The organism is Streptomyces sp. NPDC023573, assembly GCF_055559735.1.
The window spans coordinates 436,934-452,596 of the sequence record NZ_JBVHKB010000004.1; the positions used below are offsets into that span (position 1 = coordinate 436,934).

Genomic DNA, 15,663 nt, shown 5'->3' on the forward strand with positions numbered 1-15,663 from the left:
GCCCCGCGCCAGTAGTGTCGGGGGGTGAGCAGAGTTGCGAAGAACGCCCGGCTGACCGCCGGCGACGTCGAATTGACCGTTGACCCCGTGAACGGCTGCCGGATCAGCAGCCTGCGGATCGGGGACACCGAACTGCTGCGCCAGGGCGAGCGGTACGGCTGCTTCCCCATGGTGCCGTGGTGCGGCCGCACCGAGAACGGCCTGTTCCGCAACGGTGGTGAGCTGCACCGGATGCCGCTCAACTCCCCACCGCACGCCATCCACGGAACCGGCCGCGACACCGCCTGGCGGCCGGCCCGGGAGGGTGACACGGAAGCCGCCTTCTTCTACGACCTGGCCGACCCATGGCCGTACGAGGGCCGGGTGACGCAGTCCTTCGAGCTGACGGAGGACTCGCTGACGCTGAGCCTCGGCATCGAGACGTACGGGGACTCCTTCCCGGCGCAGGCCGGGTGGCACCCCTGGTTCCTCCGGAACCTGGGCGGCCAGGACGTGCGGATCGACTTCGACGCGGCCTGGCAGGAGGAGCGCGGCGACAACCACCTGCCGACGGGACGCCGGATCGATCCCCGGCCAGGCCCGTGGGACGACTGCTTCGGGATGCCCGCGGGCGTCGACGTGAAGCTCACCTGGCCCGAGCAGCTGGAGCTGACGGTCAGGAGCAGGGACGAGTGGGTGGTGATCTACGACGAGCAGGCGGAGGCGGTCTGCGTGGAGCCGCAGTCCGGGCCGCCGAACGGGCTCAACACGACCCCCCGCCTGGTCACCCCGATCGAGCCGCTGGAGATCACGACGACCTGGAGCTGGGCGCGGCTCTGACCCTCCGTGGCAGCCCTTACCCTCGTTGTCATGACTGACGTACGCGCTGAGCTGCTCCAGCAGATCAAGGACAAGGCCGTGGTACACGGCAAGGTGACCCTCTCCTCGGGTCTGGAAGCCGACTGGTACATCGACCTGCGCCGGATCACGCTGGACGGCAAGGCCGCTCCGCTGGTCGGTCAGGTGATGCTCGATGCCACGGCCGAGCTGGACTACGACTGCGTGGGCGGCCTGACGCTGGGAGCCGACCCGGTGGCCACCTCGATGCTGCACGCCTCGGCGGCGCGCGGTGAGAGCCTGGACGCGTTCGTCGTCCGCAAGGCGCAGAAGGCCCACGGGATGCAGCGCCGGATCGAGGGCACGGACGTCAAGGGCCGGCGCTGCCTCGTCGTCGAGGACACCTCGACGACCGGTGGCTCGCCGCTGACCGCGGTCGAGGCGGTGCGTGAGGCCGGCGGCGAGGTCGTGGCCGTCGCCGTGATCGTCGAGCGCGGAGCCGCTCCGGCGATCGCCGAGGCCGGTCTGCCGTACGTTCATGTCTACTCGGTGGCCGACCTCGACCTGGGCTGACCTGGGGATTCCTTGGGCCGCTCCCCGTTTCACGTGAAACGGGGAGCGGCTGTCCCGTGGGCAGCGTGGAGCCGAAGCGAGAGTCTGGGAAGATGTGGGCGACGATGACGTCGCCCCCAGGTCAGGGACCAAGCACTGCACACCCGCACATCCCAAGGAGCGGACAGATGCCCATCGCAACCCCCGAGGTCTACGCCGAGATGCTCGACCGGGCGAAGGCAGGCAAGTTCGCCTACCCGGCCATCAATGTGACGTCGACCCAGACCTTGCACGCTGCACTGCGCGGCTTCGCGGAGGCGGAGAGCGACGGCATCGTCCAGATCTCCACCGGTGGTGCCGAATTCCTGGGCGGCCAGTACAACAAGGACATGGTGACGGGCGCCGTAGCCCTGGCCGAGTTCGCGCACATCGTCGCCGCCAAGTACGACATCACGGTCGCGCTGCACACCGACCACTGCCCCAAGGACAAGCTGGACGGTTACGTCCGTCCGCTGCTCGACGTCTCCGCGGAGCGCGTCGCCAAGGGTCTGAACCCGCTGTTCCAGTCGCACATGTGGGACGGCTCGGCCGAGACCCTCGCCGACAACCTGTCCATCGGCCAGGAGCTGCTGGCCAAGGCCGCCGCCGCCAAGATCATCCTTGAGGTCGAGATCACCCCGACCGGTGGCGAGGAGGACGGCGTCACGCACGAGATCAACGACGAGCTGTACACGACCGTCGACGACGCGCTGCGTACGGCCGAGGCGCTCGGCCTGGGCGAGAAGGGCCGCTACCTGCTGGCAGCGTCCTTCGGCAACGTCCACGGCGTCTACAAGCCGGGCAACGTCGTCCTGCGGCCGGAGCTCCTCAAGGACCTCCAGCAGGGTGTCGCCGCCAAGTACGGCAAGCCGGCCGGCAGCCAGCCGTTCGACTTCGTCTTCCACGGCGGTTCGGGCTCCACGGCCGAGGAGATCGCCACCGCGCTGGAGAACGGCGTCGTGAAGATGAACCTCGACACCGACACCCAGTACGCCTTCACCCGCCCGATCGTGGACCACGTGTTCCGCAACTACGACGGTGTGCTGAAGGTCGACGGCGAGGTCGGCAACAAGAAGGTCTACGACCCGCGCAGCTGGGGCAAGTCCGCGGAGGGTGGCATGGCCAAGCGTGTCACGGAGGCCTGTGCGAACCTGCGGTCCTCGGGTACGAAGCTGAAGTAAGCGCGTCACGTCGCGGGCCCGGTCTCCTTCTGGGGGCCGGGCCCGCTGCGTGCCGACGGGCGTGCCTGTCGGGAACCGGGGCTCCGCCCGGACCCCGCTCGTCAAGCGCCGGAGGGGCCGGGTGCCGCGCCGGAAGGGGCTGGAAACGGGTCCTCGGGTGGTGTGTGAATGGCCCGTCGGGGCGGGAGCGGTGATGCTGCTCGTATGACTGACACGGACGGCGCGGACGGCGACGGGATCCGGGTTGCCTCGCCCGTGGGGCGGTGGGTCGTCCTGACCACCGTGCTCGGGTCCAGCATGGCTCTGCTCGACTCCACGGTCATCAATGTGGCCCTCCCCCGCATCGGCGAGGACCTCGGCACCGACATGGCCGCCCTGCAGTGGACCGTCAACGCCTACATGCTCACCCTGGCGGGGCTGATCCTGCTCGGGGGCGCGCTCGGGGACCGGTTCGGGCGGCGGAGGGTGTTCGTCCTCGGCGTGGTCTGGTTCGCCGTGGCCTCGCTGCTGTGCGGGATCGCGCCCACCGCGGAGGTGCTGATCGCCTCGCGGGCGTTGCAGGGGGTCGGTGGCGCGCTCCTCACCCCCGGATCGCTGGCGATCATCCAGGCGAGCTTCCATCCCGACGACCGGGCCCGTGCCGTGGGCCTCTGGTCCGGGCTCGGTGGGGTCGGGGCCGCCGTCGGACCGTTCCTGGGAGGGTGGCTGGTGGACGGGCCTGGATGGCGGTGGGTGTTCCTGCTCAATCTGCCGCTGGCCGCCCTCTGCGTTCCCGTGGCTCTCCGCCATGTACCGGAGTCGCGGGACCCGGACGCCCACGGCCGCTTCGACGTGCTCGGGGCCGCCCTCGCCGCGCTGTCTCTCGCCCTGGTCACCTACGCGCTGATCGAGGTGCCCGAGCAGGGCGCGTCCGTCACCGTGATCGGCGCGGCACTCGGTGGCGTGGTCCTCGGAGCGGCCTTCGTGCGGCTGGAGCGGCGCCGGGCCGACCCCATGGTGCCGCCGTCGATCTTCGCGTCGCGGCAGTTCACGTCCGTCAACATCGTCACGTTCTGTGTGTACGCCGCCCTGGGCGGGTTCTTCTTCCTGTCCGCGATCCAGCTCCAGGTGGTCGCCGGCTACTCGGCGCTCGGCGCGGGCACCGCGCTCCTGCCCACGACGGTGCTCATGCTGCTCTTCTCGGCGTCGGCGGGCGACCTCGGACGGCGTATCGGGCCCCGGATCCCGCTCACCGTCGGCTCGCTGGTGGCGGCTGCCGGGATGCTCCTGATGCTGCGGGTCGGCCCCGGTGCCTCGTATCCGCTGGACGTCCTGCCCGCCGTGCTCGTGCTGGGCCTCGGCATGGTCACCCTCGTCGCGCCCCTCACCGCGACCGTCCTGGCCGCCGTGGACACCGGCCGGGCCGGGCTCGCCAGCGGGATCAACAACGCGGCGGCGCGGGCGGCCGGGCTGCTCGCGGTGGCCGCGCTCCCGCTGCTGGCCGGGATGGGCCCGGAGGCCTACCGCGACGCGGGGGAGTTCGCATCGACGTTCCGGCGGGCCATGCCGATGTGCGCCGGTCTGCTGGTCGCGGGTTCGGTGATCGCCTGGTGGGCCGTGCGGAAGGGTCCCGAGACCCGGCCGGAGCCCCGGCCGGAGTGCTCGACGCACTGCGGGGTCTCGGCCCCGCCCTTGGAGCCGGAACCCCCGCCCAGGCACACTTGAACCATGTCCATCCACGAGAACCTTCTCGGGGGCCCTGCCCCGACCCACCTGCCCGACGACCCGGAGCCGCGCGAGCTGCTCGCGAGCGGCACGGCGCCCGCCGATGTCGCGGCGAAGTACCCCACCTCCTCGCTGGCCTGGGCGCAGCTCGCCGACGAGGCGTACGAGGGCGGCCGGGTCGTCGAGTCGTACGCGTACGCGCGCACCGGTTACCACCGCGGCCTCGACTCCCTGCGCCGCGCGGGCTGGAAGGGCCACGGCCCCGTCCCGTTCGAGCACGAGCCGAACCGCGGCTTCCTGCGGGCCCTGCACGCCCTCGCGCGCGCCGCGCAGGCGATCGGTGAGCAGGAGGAGTACGAGCGCTGCTCCTCGTTCCTGCGCGACTCCTCGCAGACCGCCGCCGACATCCTGGGCTGAGCCGGCCTCGCCTTCCCGGGCCCCGCGGGCAGCAGCCCGCGGGGCCCCGGCGCGTCCCGTGGATGGCCGTTAGGATGCCGAGCAGGGGACCGGAGCTCCACCACCTCAGAGGAAGGGGCGGACCGCTACCCGGAAGCTCGTGTCGAGGAGACAGAAATGTCGACGATCAACCCCGACCCCGAAGCCACCGGTGCGGACAACCCGCACCTGGACTTCGCGGGAACGACTCCGTACGAGGACTACGTCCAGGCGGACGTCCTGACCCACCTCCAGCACCTGCGCTCGGACGATCCCGGCGAGATGGTCTTCCTGGTCACCACCCAGGTCATGGAGCTGTGGTTCACGGTCATCGTCCATGAGTGGGAGACGGCGGCGCACGCCCTGCGCGAGGACCGCATACCGGTCGCCCGTGACGCCCTGAAGCGTTCGCTGCGGGAGCTGGAGGCGCTGAACGCCTCCTGGAAGCCGCTCGCCGGCCTCACCCCCGCCCAGTTCAACTCCTACCGGGGGTCCCTCGGTGAGGGGTCAGGCTTCCAGTCGGCGATGTATCGCCGGATGGAATTCCTGCTGGGCGACAAGTCCGCCTCCATGCTCGTGCCGCACCGGGGCGCGCCCCGGGTCCACGCGGAGCTGGAGAAGGCGCTCCACGAACCCGGTCTGTACGACGAGACGCTCGCCCTGCTCGCCCGGCGTGGGTACGCCGTGCCGCAGTCGGTGCTGGAGCGCGACCTCTCGCAGAGGTACGAGCCGTCGCCCGCGGTCGAGGCCGTCTGGGCGGAGATCTACGCGGACGCGGACCAGAACGCCGAGCTCGTGCGGCTGGGCGAGGTGCTGACCGATGTCGGCGAGCTGGTGTGGCGCTGGCGCAACGACCACCTGACCGCCACCCGGCGGGCGATGGGATCGAAGACCGGAACCGGCGGATCGGCCGGGGTCGCGTGGCTGGAGAAGCGGGCCACCAAGAGCGTGTTCCCCGAGCTGTGGACGGCGCGTAGCCATGTCTGACTTCAAGGAGCGCGCCCATGTCTGACTTCAAGGAACGCGCAGAGGCGCTCGACGCCGCCGACGGGCTGACCGCCCTGCGCGAGCTGTTCACCCTCGACGACACCGTCTACCTCGACGGCAACTCGCTGGGCGCGCTGCCCCGCCACGTCCCCGCGCGCATGCAGGACGTCATCGCCCGCGAGTGGGGCTCGCTGCGCATCCGCTCCTGGGACGAGAGCGGCTGGTGGATCGCGCCCGAGCGGATCGGCGACCGGATCGCCCCGCTGGTCGGGGCGGCCGCAGGGCAGATCGTGGTGGGCGATTCCACCAGCGTGAACGTCTTCAAGGCGGTCGTCGCGGCGACCCGGCTCGCGGGCGAGGGCCGCGACGAGCTCCTCGTCGACGCGACGACCTTCCCCACGGACGGGTACATCGCCGCTTCGGCGGCCAGGATGACGGGCCACCGCGTCGTCCCGGTCGCCCCGTCCGACGTGCCGGCCGCGCTCGGGCCCCGTACGGCGGCGGTCCTCCTCAACCACGTCGACTACCGCACGGGCCGGCTCCACGACCTGCCCGGCCTCACCGCCGCAGTCCATGAGGCGGGCGCCGTCGCCGTGTGGGACCTCTGCCACAGCGCGGGCGCGCTGCCCGTGGGTCTCGACGCTCACGGTGTCGACCTGGCCGTCGGCTGCACGTACAAGTACCTCAACGGCGGCCCGGGTTCGCCGGCCTACCTGTACGTCGCCGAACGCCATCAGGCGGCCTTCGACTCGCCCCTGCCCGGGTGGACCTCGCACGCCGACCCGTTCGCGATGACTCCCGGATACGCCCCCGCGGACGGGTCCGTACGGGGCCGGGTCGGCACTCCGGACATCCTGTCCATGCTGGCCCTGGAGGCTTCGCTGGACGTGTGGGAGGGCGTCGAGGTCGAGGCCGTGCGGGCCAAGTCCCTGGCGCTGACGGACTTCTTCCTGGAGTGTGTCGCCGCCTACGTACCCGAGGGCCGGGTCACCCCGGTCACCCCGGCCGCCCACGCGGAGCGCGGCAGCCAGGTCTCGCTGCGGTGCGAGAACGCCGACGAGACGGAAGCGGTGATGCGCGCGCTCATCGAGCGCGGCGTGGTGGGCGATCTGCGCCGCCCGGACGTCCTGCGCTTCGGTTTCACCCCGTTGTACGTCGGTTTCGCCGACGCGGAGCGGGCGGCGCGGATCCTCGCCGGGGTGCTGGCGGTCTGAGACGACAGGTCCGACCCTCCGCCGCCGTACCGGCCCACACTCCGGGCCCGTACGGCGGCAGTTCGTCGTACTGGTACCGTCCCCGCAGGTCAGTCCAGTTGGGCACGGGCCCAGGACGGTTGGAGCAGCATGTCGGATTCTGCCGCGCGTGATCGTGACGCCGCCGAGACCGAGTCGGCGTTCGCCCATCCGGTGGTCGCCCCCGACGGGTCCGTGGCCTACGGGAGCCACCCCGACCAGGTGATCGACTTCTTCGCACCGCGGGACGGCCGTGCCGGGGCGCCGCTCGTGGTCCTGCTGCACGGGGGTGCCTGGCGGGCGCCGTACGACCGGCAGCACGTGTCGCCGTTCGCGGACTTCCTCACGCGGCGCGGCTTCGCGGTGGCCAACGTGGAGTACAGGCGCGGCGGCGAGATCCCGGGGCAGGGCACGTCGGGTCCGGTCGCGGGGCGCTGGCCCGAGACCTTCGACGACGTGGCCGCGGCGATGGACGCCCTGCCGGCGCTGGCGGCCCGGGAGCTGCCGACGGCGGACCTGCGCAAGACCGTGGTCACCGGGCACTCGGCCGGCGGGCAGCTCGCGCTGTGGGCGGCCGCCCGGCACGTACTCCCCGAGGGCTCGCCGTGGCGGCTGCCCGCCGCGCCGCCGCTGCGCGGGGTGGTCGCGCTGGCGCCGATCGGGGACTTCGCGAGCGCGGTGGAACTCGACGTCTGCTCGGGCGCGCTGCACCAGCTCCTGGGCGGCGAGGACGACTTCGAGGCGCGGAGCGCGCACGTCGATCCGGCTCTGCTGCTGCCGACGGGGATAGCGACCGCCGTGGTCCAGGGTGTGGACGACGTCACCGTGCCGCAGGCGGTGAGTGAGGCGTTCGTGGACGCCGCGGCGAAGGCCGGGGAGATGGTGGGCCTGACGCTGCTGGACGGGGTGGGACACTTCCCGCTGATCGACCCGTCGGCGGACGCCTGCGCCGTGGTGGCCGAGGAGATCGCCCAGCTGGCCTGGTAGTACTTGCGATGGACGCCCGAGGATCCGTATCACTGCTGACGACCGGGGCAGGGGCCGACGCCTACCTTGGGACACGTGACCGATACCAAGACCCGAAGCCCGGAGCACCAGGCGGCAGCCGGGGCGATAGCCGGCCTGCGCCAGGACCTGTTCCGAGACGTACTCGCCTACCGCCCGCTGAGCCCGCTGGGCCCGGACGGGCCCGTGATCCGGCGACTGCCGGAGACCGTCCGGAGGGGAGCCGTCTGGTTCCCGCACGCGGTGGTGGGTCTCGTCGCGCTCATCGCGGCGATGGACGGCGTCTTCACCGCGAACACCTACTCCCCGTTCGGCGTGATCACGGGCCTCACCGCGTTCGTGCCGCCCGCCGTGCTCATGATGACGCTGGTCCGCCCCGTACTCGCGTTCTGGGTGTCGATCGCCTCCATCCCCCTGGTGGCCGGCCTGAGCAGCGGGGCCTGGCCGTGGGGCGGGAGTGCCTTCACCTGTCATCTGGGCGTGCTGATCGTCGTCGCGGCGAGGACCCGGCCGCGCACCGCCGTCTGGATGTGGCTGATCACCCTGCTCGTCGGATCCGTCGTGGGGAACTTCGCCGGGCCCTACTCCTCCAGCACCCAGCCCATGGCCGTCGCGTCCGCGTTCGCCCTGCTCCTCGTCGCCGTGGTCCAGGTACGCCGCGACGCCCAGCGGGAGGTGACCGTGCAGCGCACCGTCACCGCCGTGGAGCGCGACCGGCGCACGCTCCTGGAGGAGCGCACCACCATCGCCCGCGAGCTGCACGACGTCGTCGCCCACCACATGTCCGTCGTCGCCATCCAGGCCGAGGCCGCCCCGTACCGGGTGGAGAATCCGCCGCCCGAGCTGGAGCAGGCGTTCGTGACCATCCGGGAGAACGCCGTCGCCGCGCTCACCGAGCTGCGCCGCGTCCTCGGCGTCGTACGGGCGGAGGACTACGAGGCGCCGGACGCCCCTCAGCCCACGCTCGCCGAGCTCGACCGGCTGCTGGACAACGTCCGGGAGACGGGCCTGGAGACGGAGAAGACCGTCACCGGCGCGGTGCGGGAGCTTCCGCAGGGCGTCGAGCTGTCGGCGTACCGGATCGTCCAGGAGGCACTGAGCAACACGCTCCGGCACGCTCCGGGCGCCACCGCCAAGGTGGAGATCGGCTATGTGCTCGGCGGGCTCGGGGTACGGGTCGTCAACGGCCCCGCGAGAGGGCTGGTCAAGCCGTCGCCGGGTGCCGGCCACGGAATCACGGGGATGCGGGAGCGGGTCGCGATGCTGAACGGGGAGATGACCGCGGGGGCGTACGGGGACGGTGGCTACGAGGTCGCCGTGTTCCTGCCCGTACCGGCGCAGCGCTCCGGCGCCGAGGACGGTGAGGGCGCGTGACCGAGTCGCCCATCCGGGTCCTGATCGTCGACGACCAGATGATGGTCCGCGAGGGCTTCTCCGTGCTGCTCAACGCCATGCCGGGCATCGAGGTCGTCGGTGAGGCCGTCGACGGGCGGCAGGCCGTCGCGCAGGTCGCCGCGCTACGGCCCGATGTGGTCCTGATGGACATCCGGATGCCCGAGCTCAACGGCATCGAGGCGACCCGGGAGATCGTCGCCGCCGACGCGGACGCCAAGGTGCTGGTCCTGACCACCTTCGACCTCGACGAGTACGTCTACCAGGCCCTCCGGGCCGGCGCCTCGGGCTTCCTCCTGAAGGACGCCTCGGCGCGGCAGCTCGCCGAGGGCGTACGGGTGGTGGCGTCGGGCGAGGCGCTGCTCGCGCCGACGGTGACCCGGCGGCTGATCACCGAGTTCTCGAAGATCGCCGAGGCGCCGAGACCGCCCGCCATGTCCAGGATCGGTGACCTCACCGAGCGGGAGACCGAGGTGCTCGTGCTGATCGCCCAGGGGCTGTCCAACCTGGAGATCGCCTCGCACCTGGTGGTCGCCGAGTCGACCATCAAGACCCATGTGAGCCGCATCCTGGTGAAGCTGGGGCTGCGGGACCGCACCCAGGCAGCCGTGTTCGCGTACGAGGCGAGGCTGGTCACGCCCGGATAGCGTCTGCTCATGCACGTGTCCTTCGACCCCTGGTCCCCGGCGTTCGTCGCCGACCCGTACCCCGCCTACGCCGCGCTGCGCGCCACCGGCAGGGCGCACTACTTCGAGCCGACGCGGCAGTGGCTCGTCCCGCACTACTCCGATGTGTCCGGGCTGCTGCGTGACCGGCGGCTCGGGAGGACCTATCTGCACCGCTTCAGCCACGACGAGTTCGGGGTCACCGCTCCGCCCGCCGCGCACGAACCGTTCCACACGCTCAACGGGCACGGGATCCTCGACCTGGAGGCCCCCGACCACACCCGGATCCGGCGGCTGGTCGCCAAGGCGTTCACGCCCCGGCGGGTCGAGGCCCTCGCCCCGACCGTGGAGCGGCTGGCCGCCGGGCTCGTCGACGACTTCGTCGCGGCGGGCGGCGGCGACCTGCTGAGCGCGGTCGCCGAGCCGCTGCCGGTGGCCGTCATCGCCGAGATGCTCGGGGTCCCGGAAGGGGACCGGCATCTGCTGCGGCCCTGGTCGGCCGCGATCTGCGGGATGTTCGAGCTGAACCCGCCGGAGGAGACCGCACGGGCCGCCGTGCAGGCGTCGGCCGAGTTCTCCGGTTATCTGCGCGAGCTGATCACCGCGCGGCGCGCCGACCCGGGGACCGATCTGATCTCCGGGCTCATCGCCGCCCACGACGACGAGGACCGGCTGACCGAGCAGGAGATCATCTCGACCTGCGTGCTGCTGCTCAACGCCGGTCACGAGGCGACCGTCAACGCCACCGCCAACAGCTGGTGGATGCTCTTCCGGCACCCCCGGCAACTGGCCGCGCTGCGCGGCGACCACAGTCTGCTGCCGACGGCGGTGGAGGAACTGCTGCGCTACGACACCCCGGTGCCCATGTTCGCGCGCTGGGTCCTGGACGACATCGAGATCGACGGCACCGTCATCCCGCGCGGTTCGCAGGTCGCGCTGCTCTTCGCGTCGGCCAACCGGGACCCGGAGCGCTTCGCCGACGCGGAGACGCTGGACCTGGCCCGGCAGGACAACCCGCACATCTCCTTCGGCGCGGGCATCCACTACTGCCTGGGCGCCCCGCTGGCCCGGCTGGAAATGGCCGCGTCGTTCGGCGAGTTGCTGCGCAAGGCGCCCGGCATGCGGCTGACGGAGGAGCCGGAGTGGAAGCCGGGTTACGTGATCCGGGGGCTGCGGGAGCTACTGGTCGAGATGTGAGGAGAGCGGTCCGGACAGTCGTACGGCGTCCGGGTCGTACGGGTTCGCCCAGGCGTGCAGGCCCCAGGTGGACAGGGCGAGGACGCCCGCGGTGCACACCGCCGCCAGGAGGGCCCGGACGCGCAGCGGCCCGCGCCCGCGCAGCAGACGCAGGGTCAGCAGCCAGGTCAGCGGCGGTACCAGGGCGCCGGCGAGCAGGACGAGAGGCAGCTCGGTCCACAGGACGGAGAGGTCCCTGCCGTGCCCCTCCAGGCCGGTGCCCATGTGCAGTCCGGTGCGCCGGGACGACCCCCAGACGTACAGGGCGGTCGCCGCCCCGAGCGCCGCCGTCGCGCATCCGCCGTACCCCGCCGCGTCACGTTGCTCCATACGCGTCCAGACGTGCGCGTGCCGGGGCCGGTTCCCTACTTGGTCCGCAGGTCCCGCCTCCGGAAGCCTTCCAGTCCGAGCAGGATCAGGGCGGCGGCGATCAGCGTGAGCACCGCCATGGGCGTCCAGCTCATGGGGGCCGCGGGCAGCTGGGGCACATGGCCGAAGGGCGACACGTTGTTCGTCCAGTGCGGGAACCGCAGCAGCGGGCCCAGGTAGCCGACCACGAACGCGTACACCGGTACGGCCCAGGCCGCCGACGCCGCCCGGGGCAGCCAGCCGAAGAGGACGGCCGCCACTCCCACCGTGACCCAGAGCGCCGGAGCGTACGCCAGCGCGGCTCCCACCAGCTTCGGGAGCAGCCCGGAGTCACCGGCCGACGCCGCACCGGCGACACCGATGCCGAGCCCCGCCAGGAGCAGCATCAGTGTGCCGCCCGCCAGCGCGACGGCGAGGTGGCTGCCCGCCCAGCGGGCGCGGGACAGACCGGTCGCGAGCAGGGGCTCCACCCGGCCCGCGTTCTCCTCGGACCTCGGTCGCAGGGCGGCCGTCACCACGTACACGGCGGCGACGACGGCGAGGACCACAGTGACCATCGAGGCGAAGGACTCGGCCATGGTCGTGCCGCCGATGTCCTTCAGCGCCTCCTGGAGCTGGTCGATGTTCTTCAGCATGTCCTCCGCGCTGCCGAGGATCGACCCGTACATCGCGCCCATCAGGAACAGCCCGGCGCCGAAGCCGGCCAGCACGGAGCGGTGCAGCCGCAGCGCGAAGCCCAGCGGCCCGGTCAGCGACCTGGACGCGACCGGGCTGCCGAGCCGTGCGGCGCGCAGCCCGGCTCCCACGTCCCGCCGGGTGGACAGGACGAACCCGGCACCGGAACACAGGACGGCGAGTGCCGCGCAGAGCAGCAGCGGCCACCAGCGGTCGTCCACGTACGGATAGGTGCGCTGGACCCAGCCGATGGGGGAGAGCCAGGAGAGGGCGTCGTCGCCGCCCGCGTCACCGGCGGCCCGCAGGACGTAGGCGAGGCCGATGACCGCCATGGCCGTGCCGGAGGCGCCCCGGGTGTGCGCGGTGAGCTGGACGGTGACCGCCGCGACACCGGCGAAGGCGATGCCCACGGCCGCGTGCGAGAAGCCGTAGAGCAGGGAGCCGCCGGTGTCGATGGATTCGATGCCCATCGAGCCGAGACCGACGGCCAGCAGCAGCGCGAGCGCGAGGTTGGCGAGCAGCGCGAGGGACAGGGCGGCTGCCAGGTGCGCGTGCCGGCCGACGACGGTGGAGCGGACCAGCTCGGCGCGGTCGGTCTCCTCCTCCTCCCGGGTGTGGCGGGTGATGGTCAGGACACTCATGAGGCCGACGAGCACGGCCATGAAGCCGAGCATCTGATGGCCGGTCATCGCGCCGAAGGTGTAGTCGTCGAGATAGTGCTCAGGCCCTGTCATGGCCAGTCCGGCCGGGCTCTTCATGGTGGTGACGACGGAGGCGCGGTCCGCCGGGTCGGCGTACAACGTCGTGTAGTTGCTCGCCGTGGAGGCCGTGCCGGCGAACAGGGCGAGGATCCAGACGGGCAGCCGGATGCGGTCCCTGCGCAGGTTGAACCGGATCAGGGTGCGGGTGCCGGCCAGGGCGCCGCCGCTCCGCGTGACGGACCGGGCGGGCGCGGGTGCCCGGGTGGTGGTGGCGGTCATCGGCTGCCTCCGTCGGGGTGGCCGCCCACGGCGAGCTCGTCGCCGTAGTGGCGCAGCATGAGCTCCTCGAGGGTCGGAGGATGGCTGATCAGGCTGCGTACGCCGCATTCGGCGAGCATGCTCACGGCCGTGGGGAGGTGGCCGCCGTCCACGTCGAACCGCACCCGGCTTCCCGGCCCCTCGTCACCGAACTCCACGGAGTGCACTCCCGGTAGGCCGTCGAGCCCGGTGGCGGGCCGGTCCGTCTCGGCCTCGACCGTCGTACGCGTCAGATGCCGCAGCTCGCTCAGCGACCCGGACTGCACGGTCCTGCCCAGCCGCACGATGCTGATCCGGTCGGCCAGTTTCTCCACCTGGGCGAGGATGTGGCTGGAGAGCAGCACGGTCCTGCCCGCGGCCTTCGCCTGGAGGATCACGTCCTGGAAGACCACCTCCATCAGGGGGTCGAGGCCGGCGGTCGGCTCGTCCAGGAGCAGCAGTTCCGCGTCGGAGGCCAGCGCGGCGACGATGGCCACCTTCTGGCGGTTGCCCTTCGAGTAGGCGCGGCCCTTCTTCGTCGGGTCGAGGCCGAAGCGCTCGATCAGCTCGTCGCGTCGCCGCTTGTCGGCCCCGCCGCGCAGACGCGAGAGCAGGTCGATGGCCTCACCGCCCGTGAGTCCCGGCCACAGCTCCACGTCGCCGGGCACGTAGGCCAGGCGCCGGTGCAGCTCCACGGCGTCGTGCCACGGATCCTTCCCGAGCAGCTGGGCCGCGCCCGAATCGGCCCGCAGCAGCCCCAGCAGGACCCGGATGGTGGTGGACTTCCCTGCGCCGTTGGGCCCGAGGAAGCCATGGACCTCGCCCGCTTCGACGGTGAGGTCGAGGCCGTCCAGCGCGTGTGTCCGCCCGAACGACTTGTGCAGTCCGGACACGGTGATTGCCTTCGTCATGTTTCTGAAAGTACGCTGACTTCATAAAGTTGTGAAGTTAAGGAAGCGTATAAAGTTGGGGTCGTGACCGGAGAAGGGGAGGCGGCGGAGGCCATGGCCAGCGGGACCGAGGTGTCCGGAAGGACGGAGAACAGCGCGGGCGGGCGTGACGAGAACGCGGTGTCCCGCTTCGTCGAGCGCTTCGCGGCGGAGATGGCCGAGGCGGGGATGCAGCGGATGGCCGCGCGCGTCTTCGCGGCGCTCCTCGCGGACGACGACGGCTCCATGACCTCCGCGGACCTCGGGCGGCAGCTGCAGATCAGCCCGGCCGCCGTGTCGGGCGCGATCAACTACCTGACCCAGGTCAGCATGGTCGGCCGTGAGCGGGACCCCGGCTCACGCCGCGACCGCTACCGCCTGCACGACGAGATCTGGTACACCACCTTCGCCAACCGCGACCAGGTGCTGACCCGCTGGGAGCGCACGCTGAAGGACGGCGCGCGCTCCCTCGGTGAGGACACCCCGGCGGGGGCGCGCCTCGCGGAGACCGCGGAGTTCTTCGAGTTCATGCAGACGGAGCTGGTCGGCCTCCTGGAGCGGTGGCGCGAGAGCCGCAAGCCGGCGGCCTGAGGCGCTGACGCCCCGGCCCTCAGGCCCCCGCCGCCGGGAGCACCAGCCCCCAGGCGCCCGCCCGTACGGTCCATGTGCGGGTCCTCACGGGGCCCGCGATCTGTATGTCCGCCCGGTAGCGGAAGTCGGGCCCGGAGACCGTGACCGCCTTGGCCTCCGCCGTGCGCGCCGTGCCGGAGGCCGTGCGGATCACCACGTCGGCGAGGCCTCCGTCGCCCTGGGCGGTCACCGAGACGCCCTCGACCGGCCGGTCCAGGTCGTTCAGCAGGACCCCGTCGGCCTCGACCCTCAGCCGGTGGGGGCGGGAGCTGCCCGAGGACGAGGCCGGGGCGGGGCGCACCAACGAGGCGACCAGGGTCCGGCAGGTGCCCCACACCGTGTGCGGCGGGCCCGGGGAGGGCCAGGCCGCGGGGATGCGCAGCTCGCCGAGGACGACGCCGTCGCTGTCGTCGACGAGCAGGTCCAGACGGCGCGCGGTCCCGTCGAGCGCCGTGCGGGCCGCCGCCACGGCGCCCCTGGGCACGCCGAGCGCGTAGCTGAGTTCCAGGCTGTGCGCGGCGCCGACCGGGATGAGGGAGAGCGTGCTGTCCGCCAGCTCCCGCTCGCGGTGGAGCTGGGACACGGCGCGCAGCAGCGCGTGGTCGTCACCGACGACGACCGGACGCCTGGAGCCCCGCCGGTGCAGGGCTCTGGCGAACTCGTCGGGGCCGTCCGCGAAGCAGATCTTGGCGTGCGCGCCGGCGCTCAGCACGTCCTTCGCGATGCGCACGGACTCGCCGTCGTAGCGGCGGGCAAGGGGGTCGATGAGCACGAGTAGCTGGTGGTCGCCGTCGCCGGGGGGCTCTGCAGCCGACACC

General features: G+C 72.2%; 16 protein-coding genes. 12 read left to right on the forward strand and 4 right to left on the reverse strand.

The features are described from left to right. The first annotated feature begins 24 nt into the window (after window positions 1–24). The 11 genes from ACZ32T_RS15870 to ACZ32T_RS15920 all read left to right on the forward strand — a co-directional run bounded on the left by ACZ32T_RS15870 (window position 25) and on the right by ACZ32T_RS15920 (window position 11,205). The gene (locus tag ACZ32T_RS15870; protein WP_467274342.1) at window positions 25–819 is read left to right on the forward strand and encodes an aldose epimerase family protein; all 795 of its coding nucleotides are present in this window, start codon (window positions 25–27) and stop codon (window positions 817–819) included. A 30-nt stretch (window positions 820–849) separates the two neighbouring features. After that, window positions 850–1,389, forward strand: a complete 540-nt coding sequence (pyrE, locus tag ACZ32T_RS15875) for an orotate phosphoribosyltransferase (protein WP_467274344.1) — start codon at window positions 850–852, stop codon at window positions 1,387–1,389. A 167-nt stretch (window positions 1,390–1,556) separates the two neighbouring features. Next, on the forward strand, window positions 1,557–2,588 hold the full coding sequence (gene fbaA / locus ACZ32T_RS15880; RefSeq protein ID WP_104787119.1) for a class II fructose-bisphosphate aldolase: 1,032 nt from the start codon (window positions 1,557–1,559) through the stop codon (window positions 2,586–2,588). A 204-nt stretch (window positions 2,589–2,792) separates the two neighbouring features. Continuing rightward, the gene (locus tag ACZ32T_RS15885) at window positions 2,793–4,292 is read left to right on the forward strand and encodes an MFS transporter (protein WP_467367322.1); all 1,500 of its coding nucleotides are present in this window, start codon (window positions 2,793–2,795) and stop codon (window positions 4,290–4,292) included. A 3-nt stretch (window positions 4,293–4,295) separates the two neighbouring features. Continuing rightward, complete coding sequence (locus ACZ32T_RS15890) at window positions 4,296–4,709, forward strand: DUF3151 domain-containing protein (RefSeq protein WP_356717013.1); 414 nt, start codon at window positions 4,296–4,298, stop codon at window positions 4,707–4,709. A gap of 156 nt (window positions 4,710–4,865) precedes the next feature. Then, window positions 4,866–5,714, forward strand: a complete 849-nt coding sequence (locus ACZ32T_RS15895) for a tryptophan 2,3-dioxygenase family protein (RefSeq protein ID WP_467269570.1) — start codon at window positions 4,866–4,868, stop codon at window positions 5,712–5,714. Between the two features lie 17 nt (window positions 5,715–5,731). Further along, window positions 5,732–6,928 (forward strand): kynureninase, encoded by a 1,197-nt coding sequence (gene kynU / locus ACZ32T_RS15900; RefSeq protein WP_467367324.1) that lies wholly within the window; start codon window positions 5,732–5,734, stop codon window positions 6,926–6,928. 129 nt (window positions 6,929–7,057) lie between these two features. Continuing rightward, window positions 7,058–7,933: an alpha/beta hydrolase gene (locus tag ACZ32T_RS15905; protein WP_467269573.1), complete on the forward strand. Its 876-nt coding sequence runs from the start codon at window positions 7,058–7,060 to the stop codon at window positions 7,931–7,933. 75 nt (window positions 7,934–8,008) lie between these two features. After that, the gene (locus ACZ32T_RS15910) at window positions 8,009–9,325 is read left to right on the forward strand and encodes a histidine kinase (RefSeq protein ID WP_467367325.1); all 1,317 of its coding nucleotides are present in this window, start codon (window positions 8,009–8,011) and stop codon (window positions 9,323–9,325) included. Next, window positions 9,322–9,990, forward strand: coding sequence for a response regulator (locus ACZ32T_RS15915; RefSeq protein ID WP_467367327.1), 669 nt, complete (start codon window positions 9,322–9,324; stop codon window positions 9,988–9,990). The genes ACZ32T_RS15910 and ACZ32T_RS15915 overlap by 4 nt, the downstream gene beginning before the upstream one ends. Before the next feature lie 9 nt (window positions 9,991–9,999). Beyond that, complete coding sequence (locus ACZ32T_RS15920; protein ID WP_467367329.1) at window positions 10,000–11,205, forward strand: cytochrome P450; 1,206 nt, start codon at window positions 10,000–10,002, stop codon at window positions 11,203–11,205. On the opposite strand, the gene ACZ32T_RS15925 is transcribed toward ACZ32T_RS15920, so the two are convergent. The 3 genes from ACZ32T_RS15925 to ACZ32T_RS15935 are packed head-to-tail and all read right to left on the reverse strand — an operon-like array spanning window position 11,188 to window position 14,197. Continuing rightward, window positions 11,188–11,574: a hypothetical protein gene (locus ACZ32T_RS15925; RefSeq protein WP_467269579.1), complete on the reverse strand. Its 387-nt coding sequence runs from the start codon at window positions 11,572–11,574 to the stop codon at window positions 11,188–11,190. The two genes, ACZ32T_RS15920 and ACZ32T_RS15925, sit on opposite strands and share 18 nt — an antisense overlap. A gap of 35 nt (window positions 11,575–11,609) precedes the next feature. Further along, window positions 11,610–13,268, reverse strand: a complete 1,659-nt coding sequence (locus ACZ32T_RS15930; RefSeq protein WP_467367331.1) for an ABC transporter permease — start codon at window positions 13,266–13,268, stop codon at window positions 11,610–11,612. Further along, window positions 13,265–14,197 (reverse strand): ABC transporter ATP-binding protein, encoded by a 933-nt coding sequence (locus ACZ32T_RS15935; protein WP_467367333.1) that lies wholly within the window; start codon window positions 14,195–14,197, stop codon window positions 13,265–13,267. The genes ACZ32T_RS15930 and ACZ32T_RS15935 overlap by 4 nt, the downstream gene beginning before the upstream one ends. Window positions 14,198–14,290: 93 nt before the next feature. On the opposite strand from ACZ32T_RS15935, the gene ACZ32T_RS15940 reads away from it, so the two are divergent. Beyond that, the gene (locus ACZ32T_RS15940) at window positions 14,291–14,806 is read left to right on the forward strand and encodes a GbsR/MarR family transcriptional regulator (protein WP_467269824.1); all 516 of its coding nucleotides are present in this window, start codon (window positions 14,291–14,293) and stop codon (window positions 14,804–14,806) included. Window positions 14,807–14,825: 19 nt separating this feature from the next. Here ACZ32T_RS15940 and ACZ32T_RS15945 read toward each other — a convergent pair whose 3' ends face one another. Then, on the reverse strand, window positions 14,826–15,662 hold the full coding sequence (locus ACZ32T_RS15945) for a diacylglycerol kinase family protein (RefSeq protein ID WP_467367335.1): 837 nt from the start codon (window positions 15,660–15,662) through the stop codon (window positions 14,826–14,828). Window position 15,663: the final 1 nt, after the last annotated feature.

Excerpts from the sequence above, each read along its gene's own strand:
- pyrE (WP_467274344.1), top strand. The coding sequence starts at position 850 with ATGACTGACGTACGCGCTGAGCTGCTCCAGCAGATCAAGGACAAGGCC.
- fbaA (WP_104787119.1), top strand. The coding sequence starts at position 1,557 with ATGCCCATCGCAACCCCCGAGGTCTACGCCGAGATGCTCGACCGGGCG.
- ACZ32T_RS15885 (WP_467367322.1), top strand. The coding sequence starts at position 2,793 with ATGACTGACACGGACGGCGCGGACGGCGACGGGATCCGGGTTGCCTCG.
- ACZ32T_RS15890 (WP_356717013.1), top strand. The coding sequence starts at position 4,296 with ATGTCCATCCACGAGAACCTTCTCGGGGGCCCTGCCCCGACCCACCTG.
- ACZ32T_RS15895 (WP_467269570.1), top strand. The coding sequence starts at position 4,866 with ATGTCGACGATCAACCCCGACCCCGAAGCCACCGGTGCGGACAACCCG.
- kynU (WP_467367324.1), top strand. The coding sequence starts at position 5,732 with ATGTCTGACTTCAAGGAACGCGCAGAGGCGCTCGACGCCGCCGACGGG.
- ACZ32T_RS15905 (WP_467269573.1), top strand. The coding sequence starts at position 7,058 with ATGTCGGATTCTGCCGCGCGTGATCGTGACGCCGCCGAGACCGAGTCG.
- ACZ32T_RS15920 (WP_467367329.1), top strand. The coding sequence starts at position 10,000 with ATGCACGTGTCCTTCGACCCCTGGTCCCCGGCGTTCGTCGCCGACCCG.
- ACZ32T_RS15925 (WP_467269579.1), bottom strand. The coding sequence starts at position 11,574 with ATGGAGCAACGTGACGCGGCGGGGTACGGCGGATGCGCGACGGCGGCG.
- ACZ32T_RS15930 (WP_467367331.1), bottom strand. The coding sequence starts at position 13,268 with ATGACCGCCACCACCACCCGGGCACCCGCGCCCGCCCGGTCCGTCACG.
- ACZ32T_RS15935 (WP_467367333.1), bottom strand. The coding sequence starts at position 14,197 with ATGACGAAGGCAATCACCGTGTCCGGACTGCACAAGTCGTTCGGGCGG.
- ACZ32T_RS15940 (WP_467269824.1), top strand. The coding sequence starts at position 14,291 with ATGGCCAGCGGGACCGAGGTGTCCGGAAGGACGGAGAACAGCGCGGGC.